Annotated in this window: 19 protein-coding genes and 1 riboswitch; of the genes, 18 read left to right on the forward strand and 1 reads right to left on the reverse strand. The window is 62.5% G+C overall.

Going from position 1 to position 24,770, the window contains the following annotated elements; genetic code table 11:
• Positions 1-120: 120 nt before the first annotated feature.
• Together ACYVM5_RS05395 and ACYVM5_RS05400 are read left to right on the forward strand one after the other, a co-directional pair.
• A complete protein-coding gene (locus tag ACYVM5_RS05395; RefSeq protein WP_460617110.1) occupies positions 121-1,188 on the forward strand; it encodes an SDR family oxidoreductase in 1,068 nt (355 codons plus the stop codon).
• A gap of 159 nt (positions 1,189-1,347) precedes the next feature.
• Positions 1,348-2,568, forward strand: coding sequence for a molybdopterin molybdotransferase MoeA (locus ACYVM5_RS05400; protein WP_460617111.1), 1,221 nt, complete (start codon positions 1,348-1,350; stop codon positions 2,566-2,568).
• 84 nt (positions 2,569-2,652) lie between these two features.
• Here ACYVM5_RS05400 and nudK read toward each other — a convergent pair whose 3' ends face one another.
• Complete coding sequence (gene nudK, locus ACYVM5_RS05405) at positions 2,653-3,228, reverse strand: NUDIX hydrolase (protein ID WP_460617112.1); 576 nt, start codon at positions 3,226-3,228, stop codon at positions 2,653-2,655.
• Positions 3,229-3,442: 214 nt separating this feature from the next.
• A riboswitch (SAM riboswitch) is annotated at positions 3,443-3,551 on the forward strand.
• A 74-nt stretch (positions 3,552-3,625) separates the two neighbouring features.
• Between nudK and metH the strand changes: the two genes are divergently transcribed.
• The 16 genes from metH to ACYVM5_RS05485 all read left to right on the forward strand — a co-directional run bounded on the left by metH (position 3,626) and on the right by ACYVM5_RS05485 (position 24,349).
• A complete protein-coding gene (gene metH / locus ACYVM5_RS05410; protein WP_460617113.1) occupies positions 3,626-7,324 on the forward strand; it encodes a methionine synthase in 3,699 nt (1,232 codons plus the stop codon).
• A gap of 86 nt (positions 7,325-7,410) precedes the next feature.
• Positions 7,411-8,367, forward strand: a complete 957-nt coding sequence (gene metF, locus ACYVM5_RS05415; RefSeq protein ID WP_460617114.1) for a methylenetetrahydrofolate reductase — start codon at positions 7,411-7,413, stop codon at positions 8,365-8,367.
• Between the two features lie 113 nt (positions 8,368-8,480).
• On the forward strand, positions 8,481-9,041 hold the full coding sequence (locus ACYVM5_RS05420; RefSeq protein WP_460617115.1) for a hypothetical protein: 561 nt from the start codon (positions 8,481-8,483) through the stop codon (positions 9,039-9,041).
• 141 nt (positions 9,042-9,182) lie between these two features.
• Positions 9,183-9,623 carry a putative signal transducing protein gene (locus ACYVM5_RS05425; protein ID WP_460617116.1) on the forward strand — a complete coding sequence of 147 codons (441 nt, stop codon included), beginning with the start codon at positions 9,183-9,185 and terminating at the stop codon, positions 9,621-9,623.
• 68 nt (positions 9,624-9,691) lie between these two features.
• The gene (locus ACYVM5_RS05430) at positions 9,692-10,882 is read left to right on the forward strand and encodes a PA14 domain-containing protein (protein ID WP_460617117.1); all 1,191 of its coding nucleotides are present in this window, start codon (positions 9,692-9,694) and stop codon (positions 10,880-10,882) included.
• 136 nt (positions 10,883-11,018) lie between these two features.
• On the forward strand, positions 11,019-11,930 hold the full coding sequence (locus ACYVM5_RS05435) for an SDR family oxidoreductase (RefSeq protein ID WP_460617441.1): 912 nt from the start codon (positions 11,019-11,021) through the stop codon (positions 11,928-11,930).
• A gap of 163 nt (positions 11,931-12,093) precedes the next feature.
• Complete coding sequence (locus ACYVM5_RS05440) at positions 12,094-13,503, forward strand: OFA family MFS transporter (protein WP_460617118.1); 1,410 nt, start codon at positions 12,094-12,096, stop codon at positions 13,501-13,503.
• Positions 13,504-13,537: 34 nt separating this feature from the next.
• Positions 13,538-13,684 carry an MFS transporter small subunit gene (locus tag ACYVM5_RS05445; protein WP_460617119.1) on the forward strand — a complete coding sequence of 49 codons (147 nt, stop codon included), beginning with the start codon at positions 13,538-13,540 and terminating at the stop codon, positions 13,682-13,684.
• A 171-nt stretch (positions 13,685-13,855) separates the two neighbouring features.
• Positions 13,856-14,464 carry a gluconate 2-dehydrogenase subunit 3 family protein gene (locus ACYVM5_RS05450; protein ID WP_460617120.1) on the forward strand — a complete coding sequence of 203 codons (609 nt, stop codon included), beginning with the start codon at positions 13,856-13,858 and terminating at the stop codon, positions 14,462-14,464.
• 106 nt (positions 14,465-14,570) lie between these two features.
• Complete coding sequence (locus ACYVM5_RS05455) at positions 14,571-16,253, forward strand: GMC family oxidoreductase (RefSeq protein WP_460617121.1); 1,683 nt, start codon at positions 14,571-14,573, stop codon at positions 16,251-16,253.
• Positions 16,254-16,343: 90 nt separating this feature from the next.
• Positions 16,344-17,684, forward strand: a complete 1,341-nt coding sequence (locus ACYVM5_RS05460) for a family 1 glycosylhydrolase (protein WP_460617442.1) — start codon at positions 16,344-16,346, stop codon at positions 17,682-17,684.
• Positions 17,685-17,789: 105 nt separating this feature from the next.
• Positions 17,790-18,377 (forward strand): hypothetical protein, encoded by a 588-nt coding sequence (locus tag ACYVM5_RS05465; protein ID WP_460617122.1) that lies wholly within the window; start codon positions 17,790-17,792, stop codon positions 18,375-18,377.
• Between the two features lie 8 nt (positions 18,378-18,385).
• Positions 18,386-18,700: a hypothetical protein gene (locus ACYVM5_RS05470; RefSeq protein WP_460617123.1), complete on the forward strand. Its 315-nt coding sequence runs from the start codon at positions 18,386-18,388 to the stop codon at positions 18,698-18,700.
• Positions 18,701-18,969: 269 nt separating this feature from the next.
• Positions 18,970-19,410, forward strand: a complete 441-nt coding sequence (locus ACYVM5_RS05475; RefSeq protein ID WP_460617124.1) for a hypothetical protein — start codon at positions 18,970-18,972, stop codon at positions 19,408-19,410.
• A 269-nt stretch (positions 19,411-19,679) separates the two neighbouring features.
• Positions 19,680-22,229 carry a DUF5686 and carboxypeptidase-like regulatory domain-containing protein gene (locus ACYVM5_RS05480; protein ID WP_460617125.1) on the forward strand — a complete coding sequence of 850 codons (2,550 nt, stop codon included), beginning with the start codon at positions 19,680-19,682 and terminating at the stop codon, positions 22,227-22,229.
• 101 nt (positions 22,230-22,330) lie between these two features.
• On the forward strand, positions 22,331-24,349 hold the full coding sequence (locus ACYVM5_RS05485; RefSeq protein ID WP_460617126.1) for a 7TM diverse intracellular signaling domain-containing protein: 2,019 nt from the start codon (positions 22,331-22,333) through the stop codon (positions 24,347-24,349).
• Positions 24,350-24,770: the final 421 nt, after the last annotated feature.

A 24,770-nucleotide genomic window follows, 5' to 3' on the forward strand; every position in this document is an offset into this window, starting at 1 on the left:
GTTTCGGCGCAAACTATTGGGTCCGCTACCCGTTTTCTACCCAGCACCGGGCCAAAACGCCCCCGGCAAACCCGCCGCGCAGACCAATCCGCGCCGCCTCCATCCACCCCGATTTTTATCATGACCAATACCGCATTAGTAGTGGGTGCCAGCGGCATCATCGGCAGCAACCTGGCCCAGGAACTGCTGGCTAATAACTGGACGACCTACGGCCTGGCCCGTCGCCCCGACACCAGCATTGCCGGCCTGCAGCCCGTGGCTGCCGACCTGATGGACGTGGCCAGTCTGGAAGCCGCCCTGGCCGACATTCGGCCCACGCACGTGTTCATCACCAGCTGGATGCGCAACGACACCGAAGCCGAGAACATCCGCGTGAACAGCGCCATGGTGCGCAACCTGCTGGCCGTCCTCGGCCCCAAGCATACCGTGCAGCACGTGGCGCTGGTAACGGGCCTGAAGCATTACCTGGGGCCGTTTGAGGCCTATGTGAGCGGCGGCGTGGCTCCGCCTACGCCCCTGCGCGAGTCGCAACCCCGCCTGGCGCTCGACAACTTTTACTACGCCCAGGAAGACGAGGTGTACGCCGCGGCCGAGCGCGACGGCTTCACCTGGAGCATCCACCGGCCGCACACCATTATCGGCAAGGCGGTGGGAAATCTGATGAACCTGGGCACCACGCTGGCCGTGTACGCCAGCATTTGCAAGGCCACGGGGCGGCCCTTCCGCTGGCCCGGTTCGCAGGCGCAGTGGGACGGGCTGTCGGACGTGACCGATGCCCGCGTTATCGCCAAGCAATTGGTGTGGGCCGCCACCACCGAGGCCGCCCGCAACGAAGCTTACAACGTGGTGAACGGCGACGTTTTCCGCTGGAGCCAGCTGTGGGGCCGCCTGGCCGGGTGGTTCGGCGTGGAGGCCGTGGGCTTCGATGGCAGCATTCACCCGCTCGAAGCCGAAATGGCCGGCGATGCCGAACTGTGGCGCGAAATCGCCACGAAGAATGGACTGGCCGAGGCTGATTTGAGCCGCCTGGCCTCGCCCTGGCACACGGATTTGGACCTGGGCCGGCCCATTGAGGTGATGACCGATATGGCCAATAGCCGCAAGCGCGGCTTCACCGTGTTTCAGAGCACGGAGGACTCGTTCTTTGATTTATTTGCGAAGCTGCGCGAAGACCGGCTGATTCCGTAGGGCGGCTGTGCTGGCAGAACGTCATCCCCAGAACGTCATGCAGAGCGCAGCGAAGCATCTTTACCGCAGTAGTAAATCCTTGCGATTGGATTAGTATTGAGGTAAAGATGCTTCGCTGCGCTCTGCATGACGTTCGTATTTAACGCTTAACTCCCTCCCATGCTCACCCCCGCCGAAGCCACCGCCCGCGTCCTCGCCACCGCCCGCCCGCTGCCCGCTGAAACCGTGGCCCTGCCCCACGCCGCCGGCCGCATCTTGGCCGAAACCCTCGTGGCCGACCGCGACTTCCCACCCTTCAACCGCGTGGCGATGGACGGCATTGCGGTGAGCCACGCGGCGTGGGCGGGCGGCCAGACGGAATTCGACCTCGCCCACACCCAATACGCCGGCGAGCCCGCCCGCCCGCTACCCAGCCCGCGGCAGGCCGTGGAGGTGATGACCGGCGCGGTGCTGCCCGCCGGGGCCGATGTGGTGGTGCGCTACGAGGACATTTTGCTGCACGACAACCGCGCCCGCATCCAGATTCCGCCGCCCGATGCGCCCGGCGTCAACATCCACCACCAAGCCGCCGACCGCCGCGCCGGCGATGCCCTGCTATGCCCCGGCACGCGCCTCGGCCCCGCCGAGCTGGCCGTGGCCGCCACCGTGGGCGCGGCCGAAATAGCCGTGCTGCGCAACGCCCGCGTGGCCGTGGTGAGCACCGGCGACGAGCTGGTGGGCATCGGCGCTACGCCGCTGGCGCACCAGATTCGGCGCTCCAATGTGTATGCCCTGCAAGCGCTATTTACCCAGGACGGGGCCGATGTTTCGCTGTTTCACCTCTCCGATAACGTGGAAGAGCTGCGCGTGGGCCTTACCAATATTCTGGCGGCGGGCTTTGATGCCGTGGTGCTGAGCGGAGCCGTGAGCAAGGGCCGCGCCGACCACCTGCCGGGCCTGCTGCGTGAACTGCACGTTGAAGAAATCTTCCACGAAGTGCAGCAGCGGCCCGGCAAGCCGCTCTGGTTTGGGGCGCGGGCCGGCGGGCCGGTGGTGTTCGGGCTGCCCGGCAATCCGGTGTCCACCTTCATCACGGCCTGCCGCTACGTGCGGCCTTGGCTGCGCGCCGTGCAGCAGCCCGAAGGCGCGGCCGAAAATGCTGTTATTGAAGCTCCGCTGCCGGCCGTGCTCACGGTCGATATCACCTTCAAGCCCCAGCTCACGCACTTCGTGCCCGTGCGCCTGACCGTGAACGCGGAGGGCCGCCGCCTGGCCACCCCGCTCCGCGTGGGCGGCTCCGGCGACATGCTGGGACTGGTAGGGGCCACCGCGTTTCTGGAGCTGCCGCCGGAGCCGGCCGTGTTTGCGGCAGGCAGCGTGTGGCCGGCGTGGGGGCTGTAGGTTGTAGCACATGATTTAGCTTGTGCTCGGCATGGCACCTCCGGTCGACTGGCTTCCAAAGACCTAAAAACCTGGGCTTCCGCCCTACGCCAGCAGCTGCCGCAGCCGCAGGTGTTGCAGCAGCATAATGGTCTTGCCGTCCTGGATTTCGCCGGTTTTCACCATGGCAAGAGCTGCTTGCAGGGGCATTTCGAGCACTTCGATTTCCTCTTCCTCAATGCCGCCACCGGCGTGCTGCTCGGTGGCCGCCGAGTATTCGGCCAGGTAAAAAAACAGGCGCTCCGTGACCGAACCGGGGCTCATGTAGGCCTCCATCACCTTCTCGACGTGGGTGAGGCGGTAGCCGGTTTCCTCCTCCGTTTCGCGGATGATGGCCGTGTCCGGGTGGTCATCATCGAGCAGGCCGGCGCAGGCTTCGATGAGCATGCCCGTGGGGTTGCCGTTCACGAAGGTGGGCAGGCGGAACTGCCGGGTGAGGATGACGTGGTCGGTGGCGGGGTCGTGGAGCAGGATTACCGCCCCGTTGCCCCGGTCGTAGGCCTCGCGCGACTGGGTTTCCCAGGTACCGTTTTTGCGTTGGTAGTCGAAGGTGATTTTGCGCAGGGTAAACCAGTCGTCGGACAAAGTTTTCTGCTCGCGGATGCGGATTCGTTCGTTCATACAGGGGAGGCAAATGCTCGTGGTTGAGAACAAGTAACGACGCGGTTTGGCAAATCGATACCGCAGCGCACCATCGGCGAAAAGCCAGCCACCCGCCTGTTGTGCCCGCCGCCGCCTTCCTGGCCCGGTACTGCGCAGCCGGCCCGGTGGGACTTTTATAGCCCCTGCTTCCGCTTGCGCTACAAGCCCCATTCCGTTGTATCTTCGCCCTACGCTGCTATCCAGAAAGACCGAGGGAACGGGCCCGATGACGTCTTGGCAACCTACCGCGAGTAGGTGCCAACTCCCGTTTCACCGCCGTTTTTGGTGAAAGAAGATGACAGCCGGAACTGTGCTTCCCCGCACGGGTTTCTTTCTGGATACGCGCTTGTACGCTGCTATACCGAATCCGAAAGAAATGTCCACTGCCACCCTCGCCGCCCCCTCTCCTCTTCCCGAACTGCTCCGCCAGCGCCTGTTGATTCTCGACGGCGCGATGGGCACTATGATTCAGCGCCACCCGCTGACCGAAGAGGATTTTCGCGGCACCCGCTTCGCCGACCACCCCAAGCCCCTGCGCGGCAACAACGACCTGCTGAGCCTCACCCGGCCTGATATTATCAAAGGAATCCACGCCGAATATTTCGCCGCCGGGGCCGATATGGTGGAAACCAACACCTTCTCAGGCACCACCATCGCGCAGGCCGACTACGGCCTGGAGCACGTGGTGTATGAGCTGAACTACGAGTCGGCCCGCCTGGCCCGCGAGGCTGCCGACGAGTACGCCACGCCCGAGCGCCCGCGCTTCGTGGCCGGCGCCGTGGGCCCCACCAACCGTACCGCCTCGCTTTCGCCCGACGTCAACCGTCCCGGCTTCCGCGCCGTGACCTTTGATGAGCTGGCCACCGCCTATCTGGAGCAAGTGCGCGGCCTCGTGGATGGCGGCGTGGATACGCTACTCATCGAAACCATCTTCGACACGCTGAACGCCAAAGCCGCACTTTATGCGGTGCAGAAGTTCTTCGACGAAGGTGGCCGCGTGGTGCCCGTCATGATTTCGGGCACCATCACCGACGCCTCGGGCCGCACCCTTAGCGGCCAGACGGTGGAGGCTTTCTGGAACAGCATCCGCCACCTGCCGCTGCTGAGCGTGGGCCTGAACTGCGCCCTCGGGGCCGACCAGCTCCGCCAGTACGTGCAGGAGCTGAGCCGCATTTCCGACGTGCATATTTCGGCCTACCCCAACGCCGGCCTGCCCAACGCCTTCGGCGGCTACGACGAATCGGCCCAGGAATTTGCCGCGCTGGTGGAAGAATACTTGAAGGAAGGCATCGTGACGGTGGTGGGCGGCTGTTGCGGCACCACGCCCCAGCACATCGCCGAATTGAGCAAGCTGGCCGAGAAATACCAGCCCCGCCAGCTGCCCACCGAGCAGATTCCCTCCACGCGCCTAAGCGGTCTGGAGCCGTTTACCATCAAAGAGGAAAGCCTATTCGTGAACGTGGGCGAGCGCTGCAACGTGACCGGCTCGCGCGCCTTCGCCCGCCTCATCCGCACGGGTGCTTATGAAGAAGCCCTGGCCGTGGCCCGCCTGCAGGTGGAAGAAGGCGCGCAGGTGCTCGACATCAACATGGACGAGGGCATGCTCGATTCGGAGCAAGTGATGACGACTTTTCTGCACCTCATTGCCTCGGAGCCCGACATTGCGCGGGTGCCCGTCATGATTGATTCCTCGAAGTGGAGCGTGCTCGAAGCCGGCCTGAAATGCGTGCAGGGCAAGAGCATCGTGAACTCGATTTCGCTGAAAGAAGGCGAAGAGGCCTTCCGCGAGCGCGCCCACACGGTGCGCCAGTACGGGGCTGCTGTGGTGGTGATGGCCTTCGACGAAAACGGCCAGGCCGACTCACTGGAACGCCGCATTGAAATCTGCCAGCGTAGCTACGATATTTTGGTGAAGGAAGTGGGCTTCGACCCATCCGACATCATTTTCGACCCCAATATCCTGACCGTGGGCACGGGCATGGACGAGCACCGCAACTACGCCCTCGACTTCATCGAAGCCGTGCGTTGGATTAAGGCCAACCTGCCCGGCGCGCTTACCAGTGGCGGCATCAGCAACATCAGCTTCTCGTTCCGCGGCAACGACGTGGTGCGCGAGGCCATGCACACGGCCTTCCTCTACCACGCTATCAAAGCCGGCCTGGACATGGGCATCGTAAACCCCGGCCAGCTCGGCGTGTACGATGAAATCGAACCCCACCTGCTGGAGCTGGCCGAAGACGTGCTCCTGAACCGCCGCGCCGACGCCACCGAGCGCCTCGTAGAATTTGCCGACACGGTGAAGCAGAAGGACAAGGCTGAAGTAAAAGCCGACGAGTGGCGCAGCCTGCCGGTGCAGGAGCGCCTGTCGCACGCGCTGGTGAAGGGCATCACCGAATTTATTGACGAAGACACCGAGGCCGCCCGCCAGGAGCTGGCCCGCCCGCTGGATGTGATTGAAGGCCCGCTAATGGCCGGCATGAACGTGGTGGGCGACCTGTTTGGAGCCGGCAAAATGTTCCTGCCGCAGGTGGTGAAATCGGCCCGCGTGATGAAGAAAGCCGTGGCCTATCTGGAGCCATACCTGCTGGCCGACAAGCAGGGCTCGGACCGCCAGACGGCCGGCAAAATCCTGATGGCGACGGTGAAAGGCGACGTGCACGACATCGGCAAGAACATCGTGGGCGTGGTGCTGGCCTGCAACAACTTCGATATCGTGGACCTTGGCGTGATGGTGCCGCTGGAAAAGATTCTCGACGAAGCGCAAGCGCAAAACGTGGACGTTATTGGCCTCTCCGGCCTCATCACCCCTAGCCTTGATGAGATGGTGTACGTGGCCCAGGCCATGGAAAAGCGCGGTATGAAAGTGCCGCTGCTCATCGGTGGCGCTACCACCTCGCGCCTGCACACGGCCGTGAAAATCGCGCCCTCCTATAGCGGCGCGGTAGTACACGTCAACGATGCCTCGCGCAGTGTAGGCGTGGCGGCGGGCCTGCTCGGCTCGGGTGAAAAAGCCTATGCGCAGACCGTGGCCGACGATTACGCCGCCCTGCGCGCCGACTACGCCAGCCGCCAGCGCGAGAAGAACTACCTGACCATTGAAGTCGCCCGTGAAAATGGCTTCAAATCGGACTGGAACACGGTTTCAATTACTAAGCCCAGCTTCCTCGGCACCAAAGTGCTCGAAGACTACGACCTCGCCGAGCTGGCCCAATACATCGACTGGACGCCCTTCTTCCACACCTGGGAGCTGAAGGGCCGCTACCCGCGCATCCTCGAAGACGAAAACCTGGGCGAAGCGGCCACCAAATTGTTTGAAGACGCGCAGACTATGCTCGCCCAAATCATTGATGGCAATCTGCTCACCGCCCGCGCCGTGCTGGGCTTCTGGCCGGCCAATACCAAGGATTACGACACCATCGAAATCTACGCCGACGACACGCGCGAGACGGTAGCTACCGAGTTTTTCACGTTGCGCCAGCAGGGCGAAAAGGGTCCGAAAATCCCCAACCTCGCCTTCTCCGATTTCCTCGCGCCGAAGGAAACCGGCCGCGCCGACTACCTGGGCGGTTTCGCCGTGACGGCCGGCATCGGCATCGAAAAGCTGATTGAGCAGTACGACGCCGACCACGACGATTACTCCAGCATCATGGTGAAGGCGCTGGCCGACCGCCTGGCCGAAGCCTTCGCCGAGCGCCTGCACGAGCGGGTGCGCCGCGAGTTCTGGGGCTACGCGCCCGACGAGCACCTCTCAGGCGACGACCTCATTCAGGAGAAGTACCGCGGCGTGCGCCCGGCCCCCGGCTACCCCGGCTGCCCCGACCACACCGAGAAAATCACCCTCTTCCAACTGCTGGATGCGGAAGGCAAAACCGGCATTTCCCTCACCGAAAACTTAGCCATGTACCCGGCTTCATCGGTGAGCGGGATGTACTACGCGCATCCGGATTCGCGCTACTTCGGACTCGGCCGCATTGGCGTAGACCAAGTGGCTGACATCGCGCAGCGCAAGCATATGCCGCTGGCCGAGCTGGAGCGCTGGCTGATGCCCAACCTGAACTATGAGCCGAAGAAGTAGCGCGGACTTTTAGTCCGCGCCTGAACGACTCCTGAATTACCGACCTCACGCTTCCAGGCGCGGACTAAAAGTCCGCGCTACTATCCATGAAAGTTACCGACCACCTCGCCCAGGCCAACGGCAAAACCCTCTTCTCGTTTGAGGTGCTGCCGCCCAAAAAGGGCGAAAACATCCACACGCTCTTCTCCAATATCGAGCCGCTGATGGAGTTCAAGCCGCCGTTCATCGACGTGACCTATCACCGCGAAGAGTACGTGTACCGCCACCATCCCAACGGCCTGCTGGAGAAGAAAACCGTGCGCCGCCGCCCCGGCACCGTGGGCATTTGCGCGGCCATCAAAAACCGCTTCGACGTGGACACCGTGCCCCACCTCATTTGCGGCGGCTTCACAAAAGAAGAAACCGAAAACGCGCTGATTGACCTGCACTTTCTGGGCATCGATTCCATTCTGGCTCTGCGCGGCGACCCCATCAAATCCGAAGGCCACTTCAAGCCCGAGCCCGACGGGCACGCCTACGCCTGCGACCTCATCGGCCAGGTAGCCAACCTGAACAAGGGCGAGTACCTGGATGAGGAACAGGACGATACCTGGGCCACCAACTTCTGCATCGGCACGGCCGGCTACCCCGAAAAACACTTTGAAGCGCCCAACTACGCTTCCGATATTAAGTTTTTGAAGCACAAAGTGGACCGCGGGGCCGACTACATCGTGACCCAGATGTTCTTCGACAATGAGGAGTTTTTCAAATTCGAGCAGAAGTGCCGCGACGCGGGCATCACCGTGCCCATCATCCCCGGCCTGAAACCGCTGACCACCAAAAGCCAGCTCACCATGCTGCCAAGAGCTTTTTTCCTCAACCTGCCCGAGCCGTTGGTGGAAGCCGTCAGCCAGTGCCGCGACAATGAGGCCGCCCGCGCCATCGGCATCGAGTGGTGCCTCAACCAGAGCCGCGAACTCATGGCCCACGGCGTGCCCTGCCTGCACTACTACAGCATGGGCAAGTCGGAAAGCATCCGGCGCGTGGCAGCTGAGTTGTTTTAGACCGTTCTTTCGTACCACAGCCTGCCTATGCTAACCTTCCGGCGGGCATAGCAGTACAGGGCACAAGCGACCGGAGCGGCCGTTATTTGCAACCTACTTACTGTGTTTGTGCTATGAATGGTGAATTGTGTAATCGGCCGGCGGGCCTGAAACTTGGCGGCGTACTCCTGGCCGCGCTGCTGCTTACCGGCTGCGACTCGACGCCCAATGAGCGCCGTGAAGTAGCCCGCAATGCTGGCCGCGAACTGGACACCGTGGCCCGCACCGCCGCCGGCAAGCTGGCCCGCATTGGCAAAGCCACGGCCACCTACGATGCCAGCAACCGCGCCCGCCGCGCCCGGCCCCTCGACCCACGCCAGCAGCTGGCCATGGAAGCCAAGCTGATGGGTCCTTACAACGGCCAGATTAACTCCCTCACGCCCCAGGACCTGCCGGCCGCCTACGGCCAGCTGGTGCGCGAAACCCGCACCCAGCGCGCCACCTGGACCGACCGCGACTGGGACTATGCCCGCGCCGTGTACCAGCGCCTGAACGACCAGCTGAAACAAGTCCGCATGGACATGCCCGCCCGCGACGAAGTGCGCGTCCGCGCCCGCCAGGCCGAGTTCGTGAGCCTGCAAGCCGGCCACGCCGTGAACGGCATCGACGCCGCCACCCGCAAGCAGCCGAAGTAGAGCTTGGACAATGTAACGTCATGCTGAGCGCAGCTGAAGCATCTCTACTACGCAAGTAATTCATTTACTACTGCAGTAGAGATGCTTCGGCTGCGCTCAGCATGACGTTCTTTAGCTGGCCATTAAACAAATTCCCTCTCCGTGTCTAGCCCCGATTCCGTCGTTTTTCTCGAATCGTTTTACGAGCCGATGGCGGCCAACCTGGCCCGCACGCGGTTGGAGGCGGCGGGCATTCCGTGCTTTTTGAGCAATGAGAATCTGGTGGGGCTGCTGCCGCTGTATAGCCCCATCACGGGGGGCGTGCGGCTGCACGTGCGGCAGAGCGACGCACAGGCTGCGCTCGACATCCTGCACACCGAGCCTGAGCCCCGGCCTACCGGCCCGGACGTGGCTTCTTTCGAGGCCGACGCGCCCGACCCGGTAACGCCGCGCTGCCCGCGCTGCGGGTCGTCGGATGTGGCGTATGGGCCGGCCACGCGCAATACCTACGGGTTCTGGTCGGGGCTGCTGTCGGTGCTGCTGCGGTTTCCGGTGCGCGGCAACCGGTTCCATTGCTTCCATTGCGGCAACGAGTTTAAGTAGGCAGCCGGCAGCGGGTTATCGAAGCGGAAAGCCAATACTAAAGGCGTCGGGATTGCCGTTATTGCAGCATGGCTGGCGAACACAACCGGCGGCTTGGGCTGCTATTGCTTATTGGATTGGTATTGCCGGGTGTACCTGCGCTGGCCCAAGCGCCCCTGCCTTCCGGTGACGGTATCAGAGGCGACTACTACGAAGGGAATAATTTCGAGAAGTATGTCCTGACTCGTCGCGATGCGACCATCAATTTCAACTGGGGCCACCAGCCGCCCGCACCGGGGATGCCCGCCGAGCAGTTCTCGGTGCGCTGGACGGGCTGGCTGGTGCCACCGGCCAGCGGCAAATACGTTTTTCATGTTACCGTAGACGACGGGGTCCGGCTGTGGCTGAACGACCGGCAGCTGCTGAACGAATGGCGCGGACAGCCCCTGAGCGACTACACCGCTACGGCGGAGCTGCGGGCCGGCGAGCCGTACCACCTGCGGGTTGACTACTGCCAGTATGGCCTGGATACCCGCATTTTCATCACTTGGGAGCGGCCCGACGTACCCCTACAACCGCCGACTGCATCGTGGCGCAACTTCTGGGGCAAACTAGCCGAAACGCCGAAGGTAGCGCCAATTCCGACCAGCTACCTGTTCAGCCGCAACCCGCCACCGGCCGCCACCGGCACGGCGGCCCCCACGCCAGTAGTTCGGCCACCGAAATCGAGACCGGCCCGCGTCATTCCTACGCCGCCACCTGTGGTACCGGTCCGCCCGGCCGCGGTGGTGCCCAAGCCGGTTCGCAGCCCCGCTCTCTTGCCAAAACCGGCCGCTTCCGTTGGCAGCAGCGAGGCAATAGCAGTTCCAGCACCAGTTGCGGCTCCAACACTGGTGCTGGCCGATTCGGGCAGCGGGGCTTCGCTGACCGACCTAGCCGTAGGCGGCACGGTGACGTTGCCGGAGCTGTATTTCGACCAGGGCAAGGCCGTGTTGTTGCCGCCTGTGCGCACGGCACTGGATGCGCTGGCCGGCACCCTGCGCATCCGGCCGGAGCTGCGCTTTGAGGTGCAGGGCCACACCGACAACGTGGGCAACGCTGAGCTCAACCGCCAGCTTTCGCAGCAGCGGGCCGAGGCCGTGTGCCTCTATCTCACGGCTCACGGTGTGGGCACGGCCCAGCTTCAGCCGGTGGGCTATGGCGGCACCCAGCCCGTGGCCGACAACGCCGACCCGGCCCAGCGCCCCCGCAACCGCCGCGTGGTGCTGCGCCGTCTCTGAGCCAAAGACAAGCTGCATGAGCATATAACCGGGCCAGCGGCAGCCATTGGCGGGCTTTTCGCGTAAGCCGGGGCATCACGTTTTCCTACCTGCCATGCCTCCGAAGAAAACCCCGGCCGCTCCCGCCGCCCCCAAAATGCCCGCCGCTCCCGCTAAGAAAGCCGCCCCCGCCAAAGCCGAGCGCCGCCCCACGGCCAAGGATATGAAGGCTGCCGCCCAGAAGCTGCCCTACCCGGCCAAACAGGCCGACATGAAATTGCAGCCCGACTCGGACCTGGCCAACTACCGAGCCGCCGGCAAGCTGAAGGATAAGGTGGCCATCATCACCGGGGCCGACTCGGGGATTGGTCGCGCCGTAGCCATTGCCTTCGCTAAGGAAGGCGCGCACGTAGCCGTGGTCTTCAACGAAAACGTGGAAGATGCCGAGAAAACCAAGCAAATGGTAGAAAAGGAGAAGCGCAAATGCCTGCTGCTTCAACTCGACGTGCGCGACCCCGAGCAGTGCAAGCAGGCCGTGCGCCGCACCCTGGCCGAGCTGGGCGGCCTGAATATTCTGGTGAACAACGCCGCCTTCCAGATGAGCCAGCCGAAGTTTGAGGACATTCCGGAGGAGCAGATTCGCCGCACCTTCGACACCAACATTCTGGGCTACATCTGGATGGCGCAGGCCGCGATTCCGCACCTCAAAAAGGACGACTGCATCATCAACACGGGCAGCATCGTGGGCATCACGGGCATCCCCACTCTAGTGGATTACGCTTGCTCGAAGGCCGGTATTCACGCTCTCACCAAGTCGCTGGCCCTGTATTTGGGCGAGAAGGGCATCCGGGTGAACTGCGTGGTGCCCGGCCCGGTCTGGACGCCTAACATTCCCGGCACCATGCCCCGCGAGGAAATTGCCAAGTTCGGCCACGAGGTTGCCCTCAAGCGCCCCGGCCAGCCCGAGGAGTTGGCACCCGCCTACGTGCTGCTGGCCTCGCAGGACGGCTCGTTCATGACCGGCAGCCTCGTGCACATCACGGGCGGCAAGCTCAGCAGCGACGAGTAGCGTTTTCAGTAGCTATACCTGTTTAGCAACATTTTCGCGCTGCGAATAATCAACCAGCGAAGCCGCCGGTTACCTTGGCACTTGTCGCCCGCTTTCAGCGCGTTAGGCGCAGCGGCGGCGGCATTTTTCGTTCTTTTCTTCCACTTCAAATCCCACCTTGTACATGGCCGACAATTCCTCTTCGCTCCTCGACCGTAGCCGCACGGTGGCCGGCCCGGGCTACAACCGCTGGCTGGTGCCGCCGGCGGCGCTGGCCATTCACCTGGCCATTGGGCAGGCCTACGCCTTCAGCGTGTTCAACAAGCCGCTGGGCGCGCTCATCAGCGGCGACCCGGCCAAGCCCGCGCCCGACGACTGGACGCCACTGCAAATTGGCATCACGTTTTCCATCGCCATTGTGCTGCTGGGCCTTTCGGCGGCCATTTTTGGGAAGTGGCTGGAGCGTGTGGGGCCGCGCAAGGCCATGCTGGCAGCATCGCTCTGCTTTGGCGGCGGCTTCCTGATTGGCTCGCTGGGCGTGCACCTGCACAATATCTGGCTGCTGTATTTCGGCTACGGCGTGGTGGGCGGTATTGGGCTGGGCATTGGCTACATTTCGCCGGTGAGCACGCTGATTAAGTGGTTTCCGGACCGCAAGGGCGTGGCTACGGGCATGGCCATCATGGGCTTTGGCGGGGGCGCGATGATTGGCTCGCCGCTGGCCAACAACCTGATGACGCACTTCAAAGGCTCGGCCCCCATGGGCGTGGCTCCTACGTTTATCGTGATGGGCATCATTTACTTGATTTTCATGCAGTTTGGCGTGTGGACCATCCGCGTGCCCGCCGACGACTGGAAGCCCGCCGGCTACGTGCCCAGCACCGAGCACAACGACATGATTACCACGGCCAACGTATCGGCCGACAACGCCATCAAAACGCCGCAGTTCTGGATGCTGTGGGTGGTGCTGCTCTGCAACGTGACGGCCGGCATCGGCGTGCTCGAAACGGCTTCGCCGCTCATTCAGGAGACATTTTCGGACACCGCTATGGGCGCGGGCAAAGGCGTGACCGCCGCCGCCGCCGCCGGGTTTGTGGGCCTGCTCAGCCTGTTCAATCTGCTGGGCCGCTTCTTCTGGTCGTCGGCTTCGGATAAACTGGGGCGGAAGGTGGCTTATGCCATCTACTTCGGCCTGGGCACCCTTATGTACGCCCTCATTCCAACCCTGGGGCACAACCTGCAGCTGACCTTGTTCGTGGCCGTGGCTTGCGTGATTATCAGCATGTACGGCGGTGGGTTTGCCACGGCCCCGGCCTATCTGTCCGACCTGTTTGGCAAGTACCAGGTGGGGGCCATCCACGGCCGCCTGCTCACGGCCTGGAGCACGGCCGGCGTGCTCGGCCCACTCATCGTGCACTACCTATCCGATAGCCGCAAGGCCGAAGGCTTTTCCGGGGCAGCGGCTTACCAAACGGTGTTTTACACCATGGCCGGCCTGCTGGTGGTGGGCTTCATTTCCAACATCCTCGTGCACGCCGTGAACGAGCGTTACTACGAAAAAGGCCCCGTGACGGTAGAAGCCGGCGCCCACTAAGTCTTCGTTTTTCAAACTCTAATTTGACTTCGATATGAATCCGCAACCCAACAACTCAACTCCTCCCGCCGCCGAGCCCGGCGTGGGCGGCTCGGTGGTGCTGGCCTGGCTGGTGGTGGGCCTGCCCCTGGCCTGGGGCGTGTCGCAAACCTTCATTAAGGCACTGGCCCTGTTTAAGTAAGCGCCGTGTTCCTGTTGCGCTGGGAAGCCGCCGGTCTAAAGCCGGCGGCTTTTTTATGGGTTCTGTTGAAGAAATACCCCCGCAAACCTGCACCCTTTCGGACTGTTTCACTCGTAAGCAATGATTAGCTGAGCCGTTGCCGGTGGTAGTGCGTCAGCCCAAGCCCTCTTTATGTCCGTTCCTACTTATCCCAGCGGCACCGTGCGCGTGCTGCTTGCCACGCCGCACGTATCAGAGGCCACCCGCACCGCCCTGCAGGCCCGCCTCGCCGCCCCCACCACCTACGCGCCGCAGTTTCTGGCCCCCGAAACCTACGCCCTGCTCGAAGCCGTGGCGGCGCGCCTGCTCCCGCAGCCTGACCGGGCCGAAACGCCCATTCTGCTGGCCCCCGCCATAGACCAGCGCCTGACCGAAGGCCGCGCCGATGGCTGGCGCTACGACGCCCTGCCGCCCGACCGCGAGGCCTACCGCCTGGGCCTGGGCGGTATTCAGGAAATTGCGCAGAGCCAGTTTCGGGCTGATTTCACGGCGTTGACTGCCGAGCAACAGGACGCGGTACTGCAAGCGCTGGCCGCTGGCACACCGCCCGGCACTACCTGGGAAACCCTGAATGCTGGCCGCTTTTTTGAGGAAATGCTGGCCGAGCTAACCGAAACCTACTACGCCCACCCGCTGGCCCAGGAGGAAATCGGCTACGTGGGCATGGCCGACATGCCCGCCTGGACGAAAATCGGCCTCAACGAAAAAGAGGACCGGGAGCCCGCTGCATTGAGCGACTGAGTAGCTGAGCGGCTGAGTGAGTCCGATTAGCTCGGCACTCCCCGCTTCACGCACCGTCTTTTAGCCCGTATTTATTCACTCCGTTACTCTATCACTCAGCCACCGTATGCCCGACGAAGAAGTTCTCGAAGAAGGCGTCCTCAACCCCGTCAAGCCCGAAATTCAGGACCCGCTGCTGCAGGCCCTGATGGCCGATGAGCCGGCCGCGGCTCCCGTAGCAGCCGATACGCCCAAGGAGCAGCCCCAAGCCATCGAGCCCGAAGCCGACGAAGTTGACTGCGTGGTGATTGGGCTGGGCGCGGGCGGCGCGCCGCTGCTGGCCCGCCTGGCCATGGCCGGCCTGAAGGTGGTGGCCCTGGAAGCCGGCCCCTGGCATACGCCCGAGAAGGATTTCGCCACCGACGAAAAGGCCCAGGATTTCCTGTTTTGGAACGATGAGCGGCTGGCGGCCGGCCACGACCCGCTGGCGATGGGCAAGAACAACTCCGGTACCGGTGTGGGCGGCTCCACGCTGCACTACACGGCCTACACGCCCCGCCCGCTGCCCGATGATTTGCACATCCGCCGCGACTTCGGGCAGGGCGAGGACTGGCCGGTGAGCTACGAGGAACTGGCCCCGTACTATGAAGAAGTAGAGCAGTTTATCGGCGTTTCGGGACCCACGCCCTATCCCTGGGGGCCCGCACGCCGCAAAGGCTACCCCATGGCCCCGCTGCCGCTCAATAGCGCCGCCCAACTGATGGTGCGCGGCGCGGAGAAAATGGGGATTCGAACCTCACCAGCGGCCAATGCGGCGCTTTCAGCCCGCTACTATCAGGAGGGTGTGGGCTGGCGCGAGGCCTGCACCAACCGCGGTTTTTGCCAGGCCGGCTGCTCGAACGGGGCGAAGTCGAGCATGGACGTGACGTTTATTCCGCTGGCGGTGAAACACGGGGCTGATATCCGCCCCAACAGCTTCGTGACGGAGATTGAGCGCGATGCCCGGGGCTATGTCACGGGCGTGGTGTACACCCAGAACGGCGAGCAGAAACGCCAGCGCTGCCGCCACCTCTTCCTGTGCGGCGGCTCGGTAGAAACCCCGCGCCTGCTGCTGCTCAACGAGCTAGCCCTGACCAGCGGGCAAGTGGGCCGCAACCTGATGGCCCACCCCGGCCTGCAGGTGTGGGGCACGTTTGCCGATGAAGTGCGGCCCAACAAGGGCATTCCGGGCGGGCTGATTTCGCAGGACACGCACCGGCCCGCCGGGGCCGACTTTGCGGGCGGCTACCTGCTGCAAAGCATCGGGGTGATGCCCGTGACGTTTGCGGGCCAGGTGGCGCGGGGCCGCAAGCTCTGGGGCCAGCCCCTGCGCGACTACATGCGCAACTATAACCACATTGCCGGCATCAACATTTTGGGCGACTGCCTGCCACACGCTGATAATTTCCTGGAATTGGCGGAGGAAAAAGACGCCCGCGGCCTGCCCAAGCCCCGCCTGCACTTCACGGCCCAGGAAAACGAGCAGCGCATGAATGCCCACGCCGAAAAGGTAATGCGCGGCATCTGGGAAGCCGCCGGCGCCACCGACATCTGGGCGTTTCAGCGCTACGCGCACGTTATCGGCACGGCCCGCATGGGCCGGAGCGGCGACGACGCGGTGGTGGATGCCAACGGCCGCGCCTTCGACGTGCCCAACCTCTACATCTCCGACAACTCGACCTTTCCCAGCGCCCTGAGCGTGAACCCGGCCCTGACCATTATGGCCCTGAGCCTGCGCACGGCCGATAAGTTTCTGGAAAGCCTCAAGTAATGGTTAATGACTAACGGCTAGTGGTTAACAGCTTCTGATTAACCCGCCTTATTCGCCTCACAATTAGCCACTAACCGTCAATCATTAATAATTGTAATGAAATCCTTTCTCACGGAAATCAAAGAACATTTCGGCGACGGCAATTACGAGGGCGACGAATACGGCGGTGCGCGCGGGCACAACGGCAATGGCCTGCCCACGGGCCTGCCCAACAACTTCATGTTCGCCACCGGCATCGAGTGCAGCTACCCAACCATCGACGGTGGCAAAACCCGCCGCGATTTGCTGGCCGAGTGCGACCACTACAACCGCTACCGGGAAGACCTGGCGCTGGTGAAGGACATGGGCCTGAAAGTGCTGCGCTACGGCCTGCCCTACTACAAAATCCAGCTCAGCCCCACGAAGTACGACTGGGAATTTGCCGACCGGGCGATGGCCGAAATGCAGCGTTTGGAAATCACCCCGATTCTGGATTTGATGCACTTCGGCGTGCCTGATTTCATTGGCAATTTCCAGAACCCCGAGCTGCCGGTGCACTTTGCGGCCTACTGCGAGGAAGTAGTGAAGCGCTACCCCTGGGTGCGTTTTTATACGCCCGTGAACGAGATTTACGTGACGGCCAAGATGAGCGCCAAAGACGGCATCTGGAACGAGCAGTTGAAGTCGGACAAGGCCTTCGTGACGGCGCTGAAGCACATTGTGGCCGCCAGCATCATGGGTACGCAGCGCATTGCCAAGCACCGGCCCGACTGCATCATCGTGCAGAGCGAGTCGGCCGAGTTCACCCACGAGCTGCGCGCCGAGCACACGTTTGAGGTGCAGATACAGAACAAGCTGCGCTTTGCAGCGCTTGATTTGCTCTACGGCCACCACCCCGAGGGCGACGTTCTCAACTATCTCTACGACAATGGCCTGACGCGGCGCGAATACGACTGGTTTATGGCCGGCGAGCCGCCCGGCTACCAAATAATGGGCAATGACTACTACGGCCGCAACGAGAAAATTATGCTGCCCGATGGCTCTATCCAGACCAGCATGGACGTGTTGGGCTGGTACAACATCACCCATGATTACTACCAGCGCTATAAAAAGCCAGTGATGCACACCGAAACCAACGTGCTGGAGGCCAAAGACGCTCCCACCTGGCTCTGGAAGCAGTGGGTGAATATTTTGAGGATGAGAAAGGAAGGTGTGCCCGTGCTTGGCTTCACCTGGTACTCGCTCATCGACCAGCTTGACTGGGACAAGGGCCTTGAGCGCAAAGTGGGCACCGTGAATCCCTGCGGCCTTTTCGACCTCGACCGCCGGCCCCGCCCGGTTTCGGAAGCCTACAAAATGCTGCTCCAGGAATACGGCCAGATTACCATCGTGCCCCACGGCGAGCTATTTGAGGTGACCAAAGCGCCCGCTACGCTGAAAGTGGAAGTGTAGCGTGGACGCTGCGGGGCCGCGCCTGCGAAAGTACGGATGCACCGACTCGCAGCGTCCACGCTACATTCACTCGCTCTACACCCGCCGCGCCTTCTTTACACTCCCATGAAACAAGTGCTGCTGCAAAACCAACTCCACCGCCTGCTCTGGCAGCACGGGCTGCTGCTGCTGCTGGGCCTCGCCCTCTACTTGCTCGACAAGCACGAGGGCCTGCCGCCCGACGTTATTACGGGCCTGCTGCTGGCCGCGGCGGCCGGCAAAACGGGCTACTTTCTGCTGCACAATTTCCGGGCGCTGGCGGCCCTGCGCGACACGTTTCAGCAGTTCCTGCTGCTGGTGTCGCTCAATCTGGGCATGATTGCGCTGTCCTTCGCCCTGGATTTTTACTGTCTCTACCGCGTGAATGGGGACGCCTTCGCCGGGCTGCGGCCGGGCTCGGAGCTGGAAATCTTCGGGCAATTATTCTACCACAGCGTGGGTACGCTCATCAGCAACTCGGGCGGCAGCGTAACGGCGGCGGCCGGCCCCACACAGGTGCTGTTGCTGCTGGAAAAAATCTCCGGTTTCGTGTCCACCGTCTTCGTTATCTCAAACGCGGCCAACTATCTCGGGCCGCTGCCCAAAGCTGGCAAGCCGGAACCCGCGCCCACCCTAGAAGCCGAGAACACGCCCCCAGCGCGCCCTAATTCGTAAGCCGGGCTATGAATGCCCCAGTTACCAACCTGCTCCTGCGCATAGCCGCCACTTGGCCCCTGCCGGGCCTGGGCTTGCTGGCGCTGCCCGATGGCCCCACCCCGCTGCTGCTGCCCCATGCCCTGCACACGGCGCTGGCGGTAGTCGCCATTCTGCCCGATGGCAGCCGGCAGCCGGGCACTGCCACGGTGGAGGAAGTGAGCCGCCCCGACGCTGCTCCCGGGCCGGTGCGCGGGCTGCTGCTCAATATGGAAACCGCCAGCCCGTTGCCGCCGGGCACCGAAATCTGGCTGACCGACCGCAGCGTCGACGAGTTCCGGTAAGTCCCCCTCAGCCGTTTATCGACCCCCAATTACCTCCGTCGACTTTCCGGGGGGCTTGGTAGACGCGCTTTGGCGGCGCGGGTACGCCCTGGCTAGTTTCGACGCACCCGAAGGACGGGCCGGCCGGCTGGCCGTTTTTGCATTCCCTTTTCACGCTGTAGCTCATGCTCAAAACGCTCTTTTCACTCTTGGCGCTCGCCTTCATATTATCCGGCCCAACAGCCTCGGCCCAATGCCGCGACCCATGGATTGCCCAGGCTTACAGGCAGATGGCTAACCGCGCCCCCGTGGGCCAGGGCGAAGTCTGCGAGTGCAACATTCACCTCTACAACAACGGCAGCTGGGGCAATTACAATGAGCTGGCTAGCTACGTGAAACAGTACCTGCAAAGCGGGGTGCGCCTGGGCTACGCCCCGTTGGCCAACGGCAACTTCGCCGTGGCAGTGCTGCAAGGCAACCAGGTAGCCGCTATCTCGGTGCTGAACTCGGGCGGCAACGTCGTGGCTTCCGGAGGTGGCAATGTAATAGCAGCCGGCGGCGGCAACGTCGTGGCCTCGGGCGGCGGCAACCTGGTGGCCTCCGGCGCAGGCAATATCAGCGGGCTCAGCGCCAATACGCCCGGTTTTTCCTTTGGCCAGGCCCGGGGCGTGCTCGCCGCCGGCGAGCGCCGCCTGCCCACCAGCGGCGGCGGCACCCTGGTCATCCGCTGAGGTCGTCAATATCCAATTTTTCGCTACCTGCTCCCCGCTTCGGCTTTGGCTGGGGCGGGGAGTTTTTTTGGCCGCCGCTTCACCCTACTCTTTGTCCCCAAACGTTCCCAACACGTTTGGTCGACGCCCGACAGCTATTCACTTGGCAGGTTTAATCTTTCACCAGAAATTTTCCTGTTTTCGGCACGGAACTAGTTGGGAGCCGCTTGCGCTTTGCGTAAATTGCCGGACCACTTAAGGTTTTGGCATTTGGCTCTTTTATACTTCGTATGAAATTTCTTGCTCCGCTGCTCCTGGTGTGCCTCCTGGCACTGCCAGCCGCCGCCCAGCGTATTGTAATCAGTGGCCAAGTGGTGGAAGCAGCCAACGGCGAGCCGGTGCCGTTTGCGTCCATCTTTATTCCTAAAACCAGTGCCGGCATCACGGCCGACTTAGACGGCAAATTCAAGCTGAGCGTGGCGGGCTCGCCCGACTCCATCGCGGTTTCGGCCATTGGCTTTGCCACGCAGCGCCGCAAGCTCAGCAACGCGGCCATGCAAACGGTGCTGTTCCGCATGAAAACCGGAGGGGTCACGCTCGGCGAAGTGTTTGTGAGCTCGCGCCAACCCGAAAACCCCGCCTTCCGCATTCTGCGCGAGGTGCAGAAGCACAAGCCCGAAAACGCCCGCACCTACCTGAAAGCGGCCGAATACGACTCCTACAATCGCATCGAAACCAGCCTGATTGACGTGCCGGCGGCCCTTAACAACCGCAAGGCCATCCGCGACATTCGGGCGCTGGCCGTGCGGCAGGGCGCTGCCGCCGTGGGCGACCCCGACGCGCCGCTGCCCGTGTTTGCCTCCGAAGTGGGCTCGCGGGTGTACCAGCGCAACAACCCCATTCGGCGCCGCGAAGACATGCTGCACAAGCAGATGCGCGGCGTGGGCCCCCGCGAAGGTTCCATCCTGAGCCAGATGCTGGGCTCGAACTTTCAGAACTTCGACTTTTATCCGAACTGGCAAAACGTGCTGGGCAAGGATTTCATCTCGCCCATTGCCGAAGGCGGCCGCGGCACCTACGACTACGAGCTGCAGGATTCGGTGTTTGTGGGCAAGGATTTCTGCTACAAAATTGCCGTCACGCCCAAGCGCAGCCACGATTTGGCCTTCAAAGGCACCATCTGGATTACGCAGGAGGGCTACGCGCTGCGCCGCCTCGACCTGGTGGCCAGCCCCGAGGCCAACATCAACTTCGTGAACGACCTGCGCGTGTCGCAGGAACTGACCTCGCCCGGTGAGGGCGCCGGCCTGCCCACGCGCACCAAGCTGCTCATCAGCGTGCGGCCCTACGAGAAGCAAGCGGCCATGCTGGTGCGCTACACCACGGTGAGCAGCAACTTCGTGCGCAACAAGATTCACGACGAAACCGGCTTCTACGACCAACCCATCGTGTCGTCGCTGATGGAGCCGGCCGATGCGCCCGCGGGCGGTTTGCTCAGCGGCCTGCCCCAGGGCGGGGCCGGGGGCTATTTCGATACCCACCGCCCCGACACGCTGAGCCTGAGCGAGCGCCAGGTGTTTGCCGTGCTCGACTCGGCCAAGCAGTTGCCCTCGGTGCGCAACCTGCTTGATTGGGTGGACCTGTTTGTGAACGGCTACAAGCGCGTGGGCAAACTCGACATCGGCCCCATTTCAACGCTGTACGCCCACAACGATTTCGAGGGTAGCCGCTTCCGGATTGGGTTCCGCACCACCCCGCTCATTAGCCGCGACTGGCTGACGCAGGCTTTCGTGGCCTATGGCACCCAGGATGGCCGCTTCAAGTATGGCGTGCGCGAAAGCTACATTGCTGAGCGCCGCCACTGGACGGTGTTTTCGGCCGAGTTTAAGCACGACGTGGAACAGACCGCGCTGCTCGACAACGACTTCCTCGACAACAACAACCTGTTTCTGGCGGCTTCGCGCTGGGGCCGCTTTCAGCGCCCAGCGCTGCGCGACATTGTTGCGCTAAGTGTGCAGCGTGACCTGTTTCACGGTTTCACCCAGACCATGACCGCGCGCTACCAGTTTATCGACCCGTTGTTTCCGCTGGCTATAGCGCCTCCCAGCGGCCCCAACGACACGCCGCCTTCCGATATTCTGCACCTGAACGAGCTGGTTTCGGAATCGCGCTACGCACCCGATGAAACCCTGGTGCAGAGCGAAAACCGCCGCCGGGCCGTGGGCCTGAAACGGTGGCCGGTGTTCAACTTCCGCTACACGCTGGGGTCTATTGAGTGGTACCGGGGCCACAACATGTACCACAAGCTCAACCTGGCCATCACCCACAGCTTGTCGGTGGGTTATTTCGGCCGGCTCAATTACCGCGTCGAGGGCAACTACATTCCCACACCGCTGCCCTACATCATCCTGAAAGCTCCGTTGGGCAACCAGACCATTTTCTATAACCCCAACGCCTTCAACCTGATGAACTACTTCGAGTTCGTGACGGACCGCTCGGTATCGGTTCGTCTCGACCAGCATTTCGAAGGATTGTTGCTGAACGCCATCCCCGGCATCCGCACGCTGAACTGGCGCTTGGTGGGCACGGCCAACGTGCTGTACGGTAATTTGTCGGACAAAGCGCGTGATGCCAACGGCCGCTCCAATTACCTGCCCGGCGCTATTCGGGAGCCTTATGTGGAAGTGGGCTACGGCATCGAAAATATCTTCAAGTTCATTCGGGTCGATTTCCTGCATCGCCTTACTTATCGGGACCAGCCCCCGCCCCCGCCCCCGGGCCGACCAGACAACAGCCACCAGAACTTCGGCATCCGGTTCGGGGCGCAGTTCCGCCTCTGATTTTTGGCAGCTTCCGCCTCCACAGTCCGCCCGGCTATTCGCTGGGCGGACTGTTGTATTTTAGGGGCCGTATGTGGTTACTCACTTATTTACGCTGGCACATGCAATGCCGGGCCGCGGCTAAGCGTCCGGCGGCCCCAAACGACCTGCTTGCCCATTTCGGGCTGCTATTGGTGCTGGCCCTGCTGGGTGGCCCGGCTCGTGCCGCCCAGCCCGAAGACACGCTGGCCGTGAGCCCCACCCACCCGGCCCTCTACCTAGAAGAGAATTACTACAGCATGCTGGAAGACCCCACCGGCCGGCTCCGGTTGGTCGATGTGCAGTCGCCGGCTTGGCGCAGCCGGTTTGTGGTGTTGCGCGGCTCGGGTCACCCACCCAATATTCAGCATCCGCACAGCACCTACTGGCTCCGCATTACGGTGCGCCATGCCCCGGCCGAAAACGCCGCCTGGTACCTGGAGCTGTACGATTCGCATATCGGGCAGGCGGTGTTTTACGCGCCGCGCCCCGGCTCGGCCACGGCCTACGACAGCGTGGCCACCGGGGCCAGCCATTCCTTCGCTACGCGCCCACATCCCTACAAAAACTTCCTGTTCGACCTGCCGCCCCGGCCCGGCGAAACTGCCACCTACTACCTGCGCCTGCACTCCGACACGCGCACCAGCTTCCGGGCCATGTTGCACAGCGGCGCGGGCCTCATCCCGGAGCTGTCGCTGCAATACTGGCTGCTGGGTATGTTCTACGGCGTCCTGTTCATCATGGTGCTGTATAACTTGATTCTCTTCTTCTTCCTGAAGGAGCGCACTTACCTCTACTACGTGCTCTACGTGCTGAGTGGCACGCTATTGTTTCTGACCGAGGACGGGCTGGGTTTCCAGTATTTATGGTCGGCATCGCCCGAGCTGAATCACTTCGTCGGCGCACTCGCCCCGGTGCTGCTGCTACTCACGTTTGCCACCTATGCCAGTGGCTTTCTGGACACGGCTTCGCGCCTGCCAGCCCTGCACCGCCTCGGGAAGTGGGTGGTGGGCAGCAGCACGGCCCTGCTGGTGCTCGATGCCGCCGTGGTGCACTCCGGCTTCAGCTTCTGGCTGTACCTGCTGCCGTATGGCCTGCTGTATTATGCCGCTTTTCAAGCTTATCGTAGCGGTTTGCAGCCAGCCCGCTACCTGTTGCTGGCGCAGGCGCTGGTAGCCACCAGCCTCACGTTTCTCATCATGCGCAAGCTGGGCATCAACTTCTACAGCAACGTGTACACCGTGTACAGTCTCAACGCGGCCTTCGTGGTGGAAGTCGTGATTTTGAGCTACGCACTGGGCGAAAAGCTGAAGGGCCTGATGGACACGACCCTGCTCACCCAGAACCGCCTGCTCAAGCAGCTCCGCAAAAAGCACCAGGCCCAGGACCGCCTCGTGGAGCAAATGCGCGAAAACCAAGCACTTAAAGACCAGCTCAATACCGAGCTGGAAGGCTTGGTAGCCCTGCGCACTACTGAGCTCCGCTTGCAAAACGATACCGTAGCCGCCCAAAACCGCGAGTTACTGCAGGCCAACGGCCTGCTGGCCCTACAATCGGCCGCCATCGAAAAGCTCAACGGCGACCTGAGCCGCGACCTCCACGCTGAGAAGGCCGCCCGCATCGAATCGAAGGAAGTAGACTTCGGCGAGTTCAGCCAGATATATCCTGACAAGGACGCCTGCCTGCGCTACCTCGCCGACCTGAAATGGGGCCACGGCCACTACCAATGCCGCAAGTGCGGCCACGAAAAAAGCTGCGAAGCCCGCGAGCCCCACGCCCGGCGCTGCACCCGGTGCCGCTACGTGGAGTCGGCCACAGCAGGCACGCTCTTGCAAAAGTGCAAGTTCTCCATCGTCAAGGCGCTGTACGCGGTATTCCTGCTGCACGCCCACAAGGGCAATTACTCACCCTCCGAACTGGCCCGAATCCTGGACCTGCGTCAGGCCACCAGTTGGACCTTCGCCCAAAAGGTATTGCAGGCCTTGCAGCGCCGCCGTCAGGCTCCCGACTTTGAAGAAGGCGAACCGTGGACGCACGTGCTGCTGGATGCCGCCGCCGAAGCCGAAGTGGAGGAGGATGAGGCCGTAAAAACCGCCGATTAAGTACCCATTGTTTTCCGGTAACGTTTGTGTTGAGTGCCGTAATCGGTTTGCCCGCTTGGCAGCATAATAGGCGGCATTTTTGCCCAACATTATGAAATTGGTAAATAATGCCAATTTTTTTTCAGTAAACACTATTTTTTTTCATTGTTTTTTAGCCAGCGGTACGAAAACTGAAAACGCTTTGGCTACTTATTTCAAGCGGGAATAAGAAATGAGTGCGTGTGCAGCAAGCGTATAAGCCCTGCTGACCATGATGGCCAAAACGGTCGAATCAGGCATTTCAGGGCATTTATTGAGTTGCAGTTGCCAAACACACTCGTCTACATTTGGCCAACTGAATACTCCAGATGGCCCTGTTCTCTTCCCTTCTTCGCTCTCGTTTACTTGCTGGCCGGTCTCCGGCACGGGTAGCTCAACGCCA

This window comes from Hymenobacter ruber, from assembly GCF_054783255.1.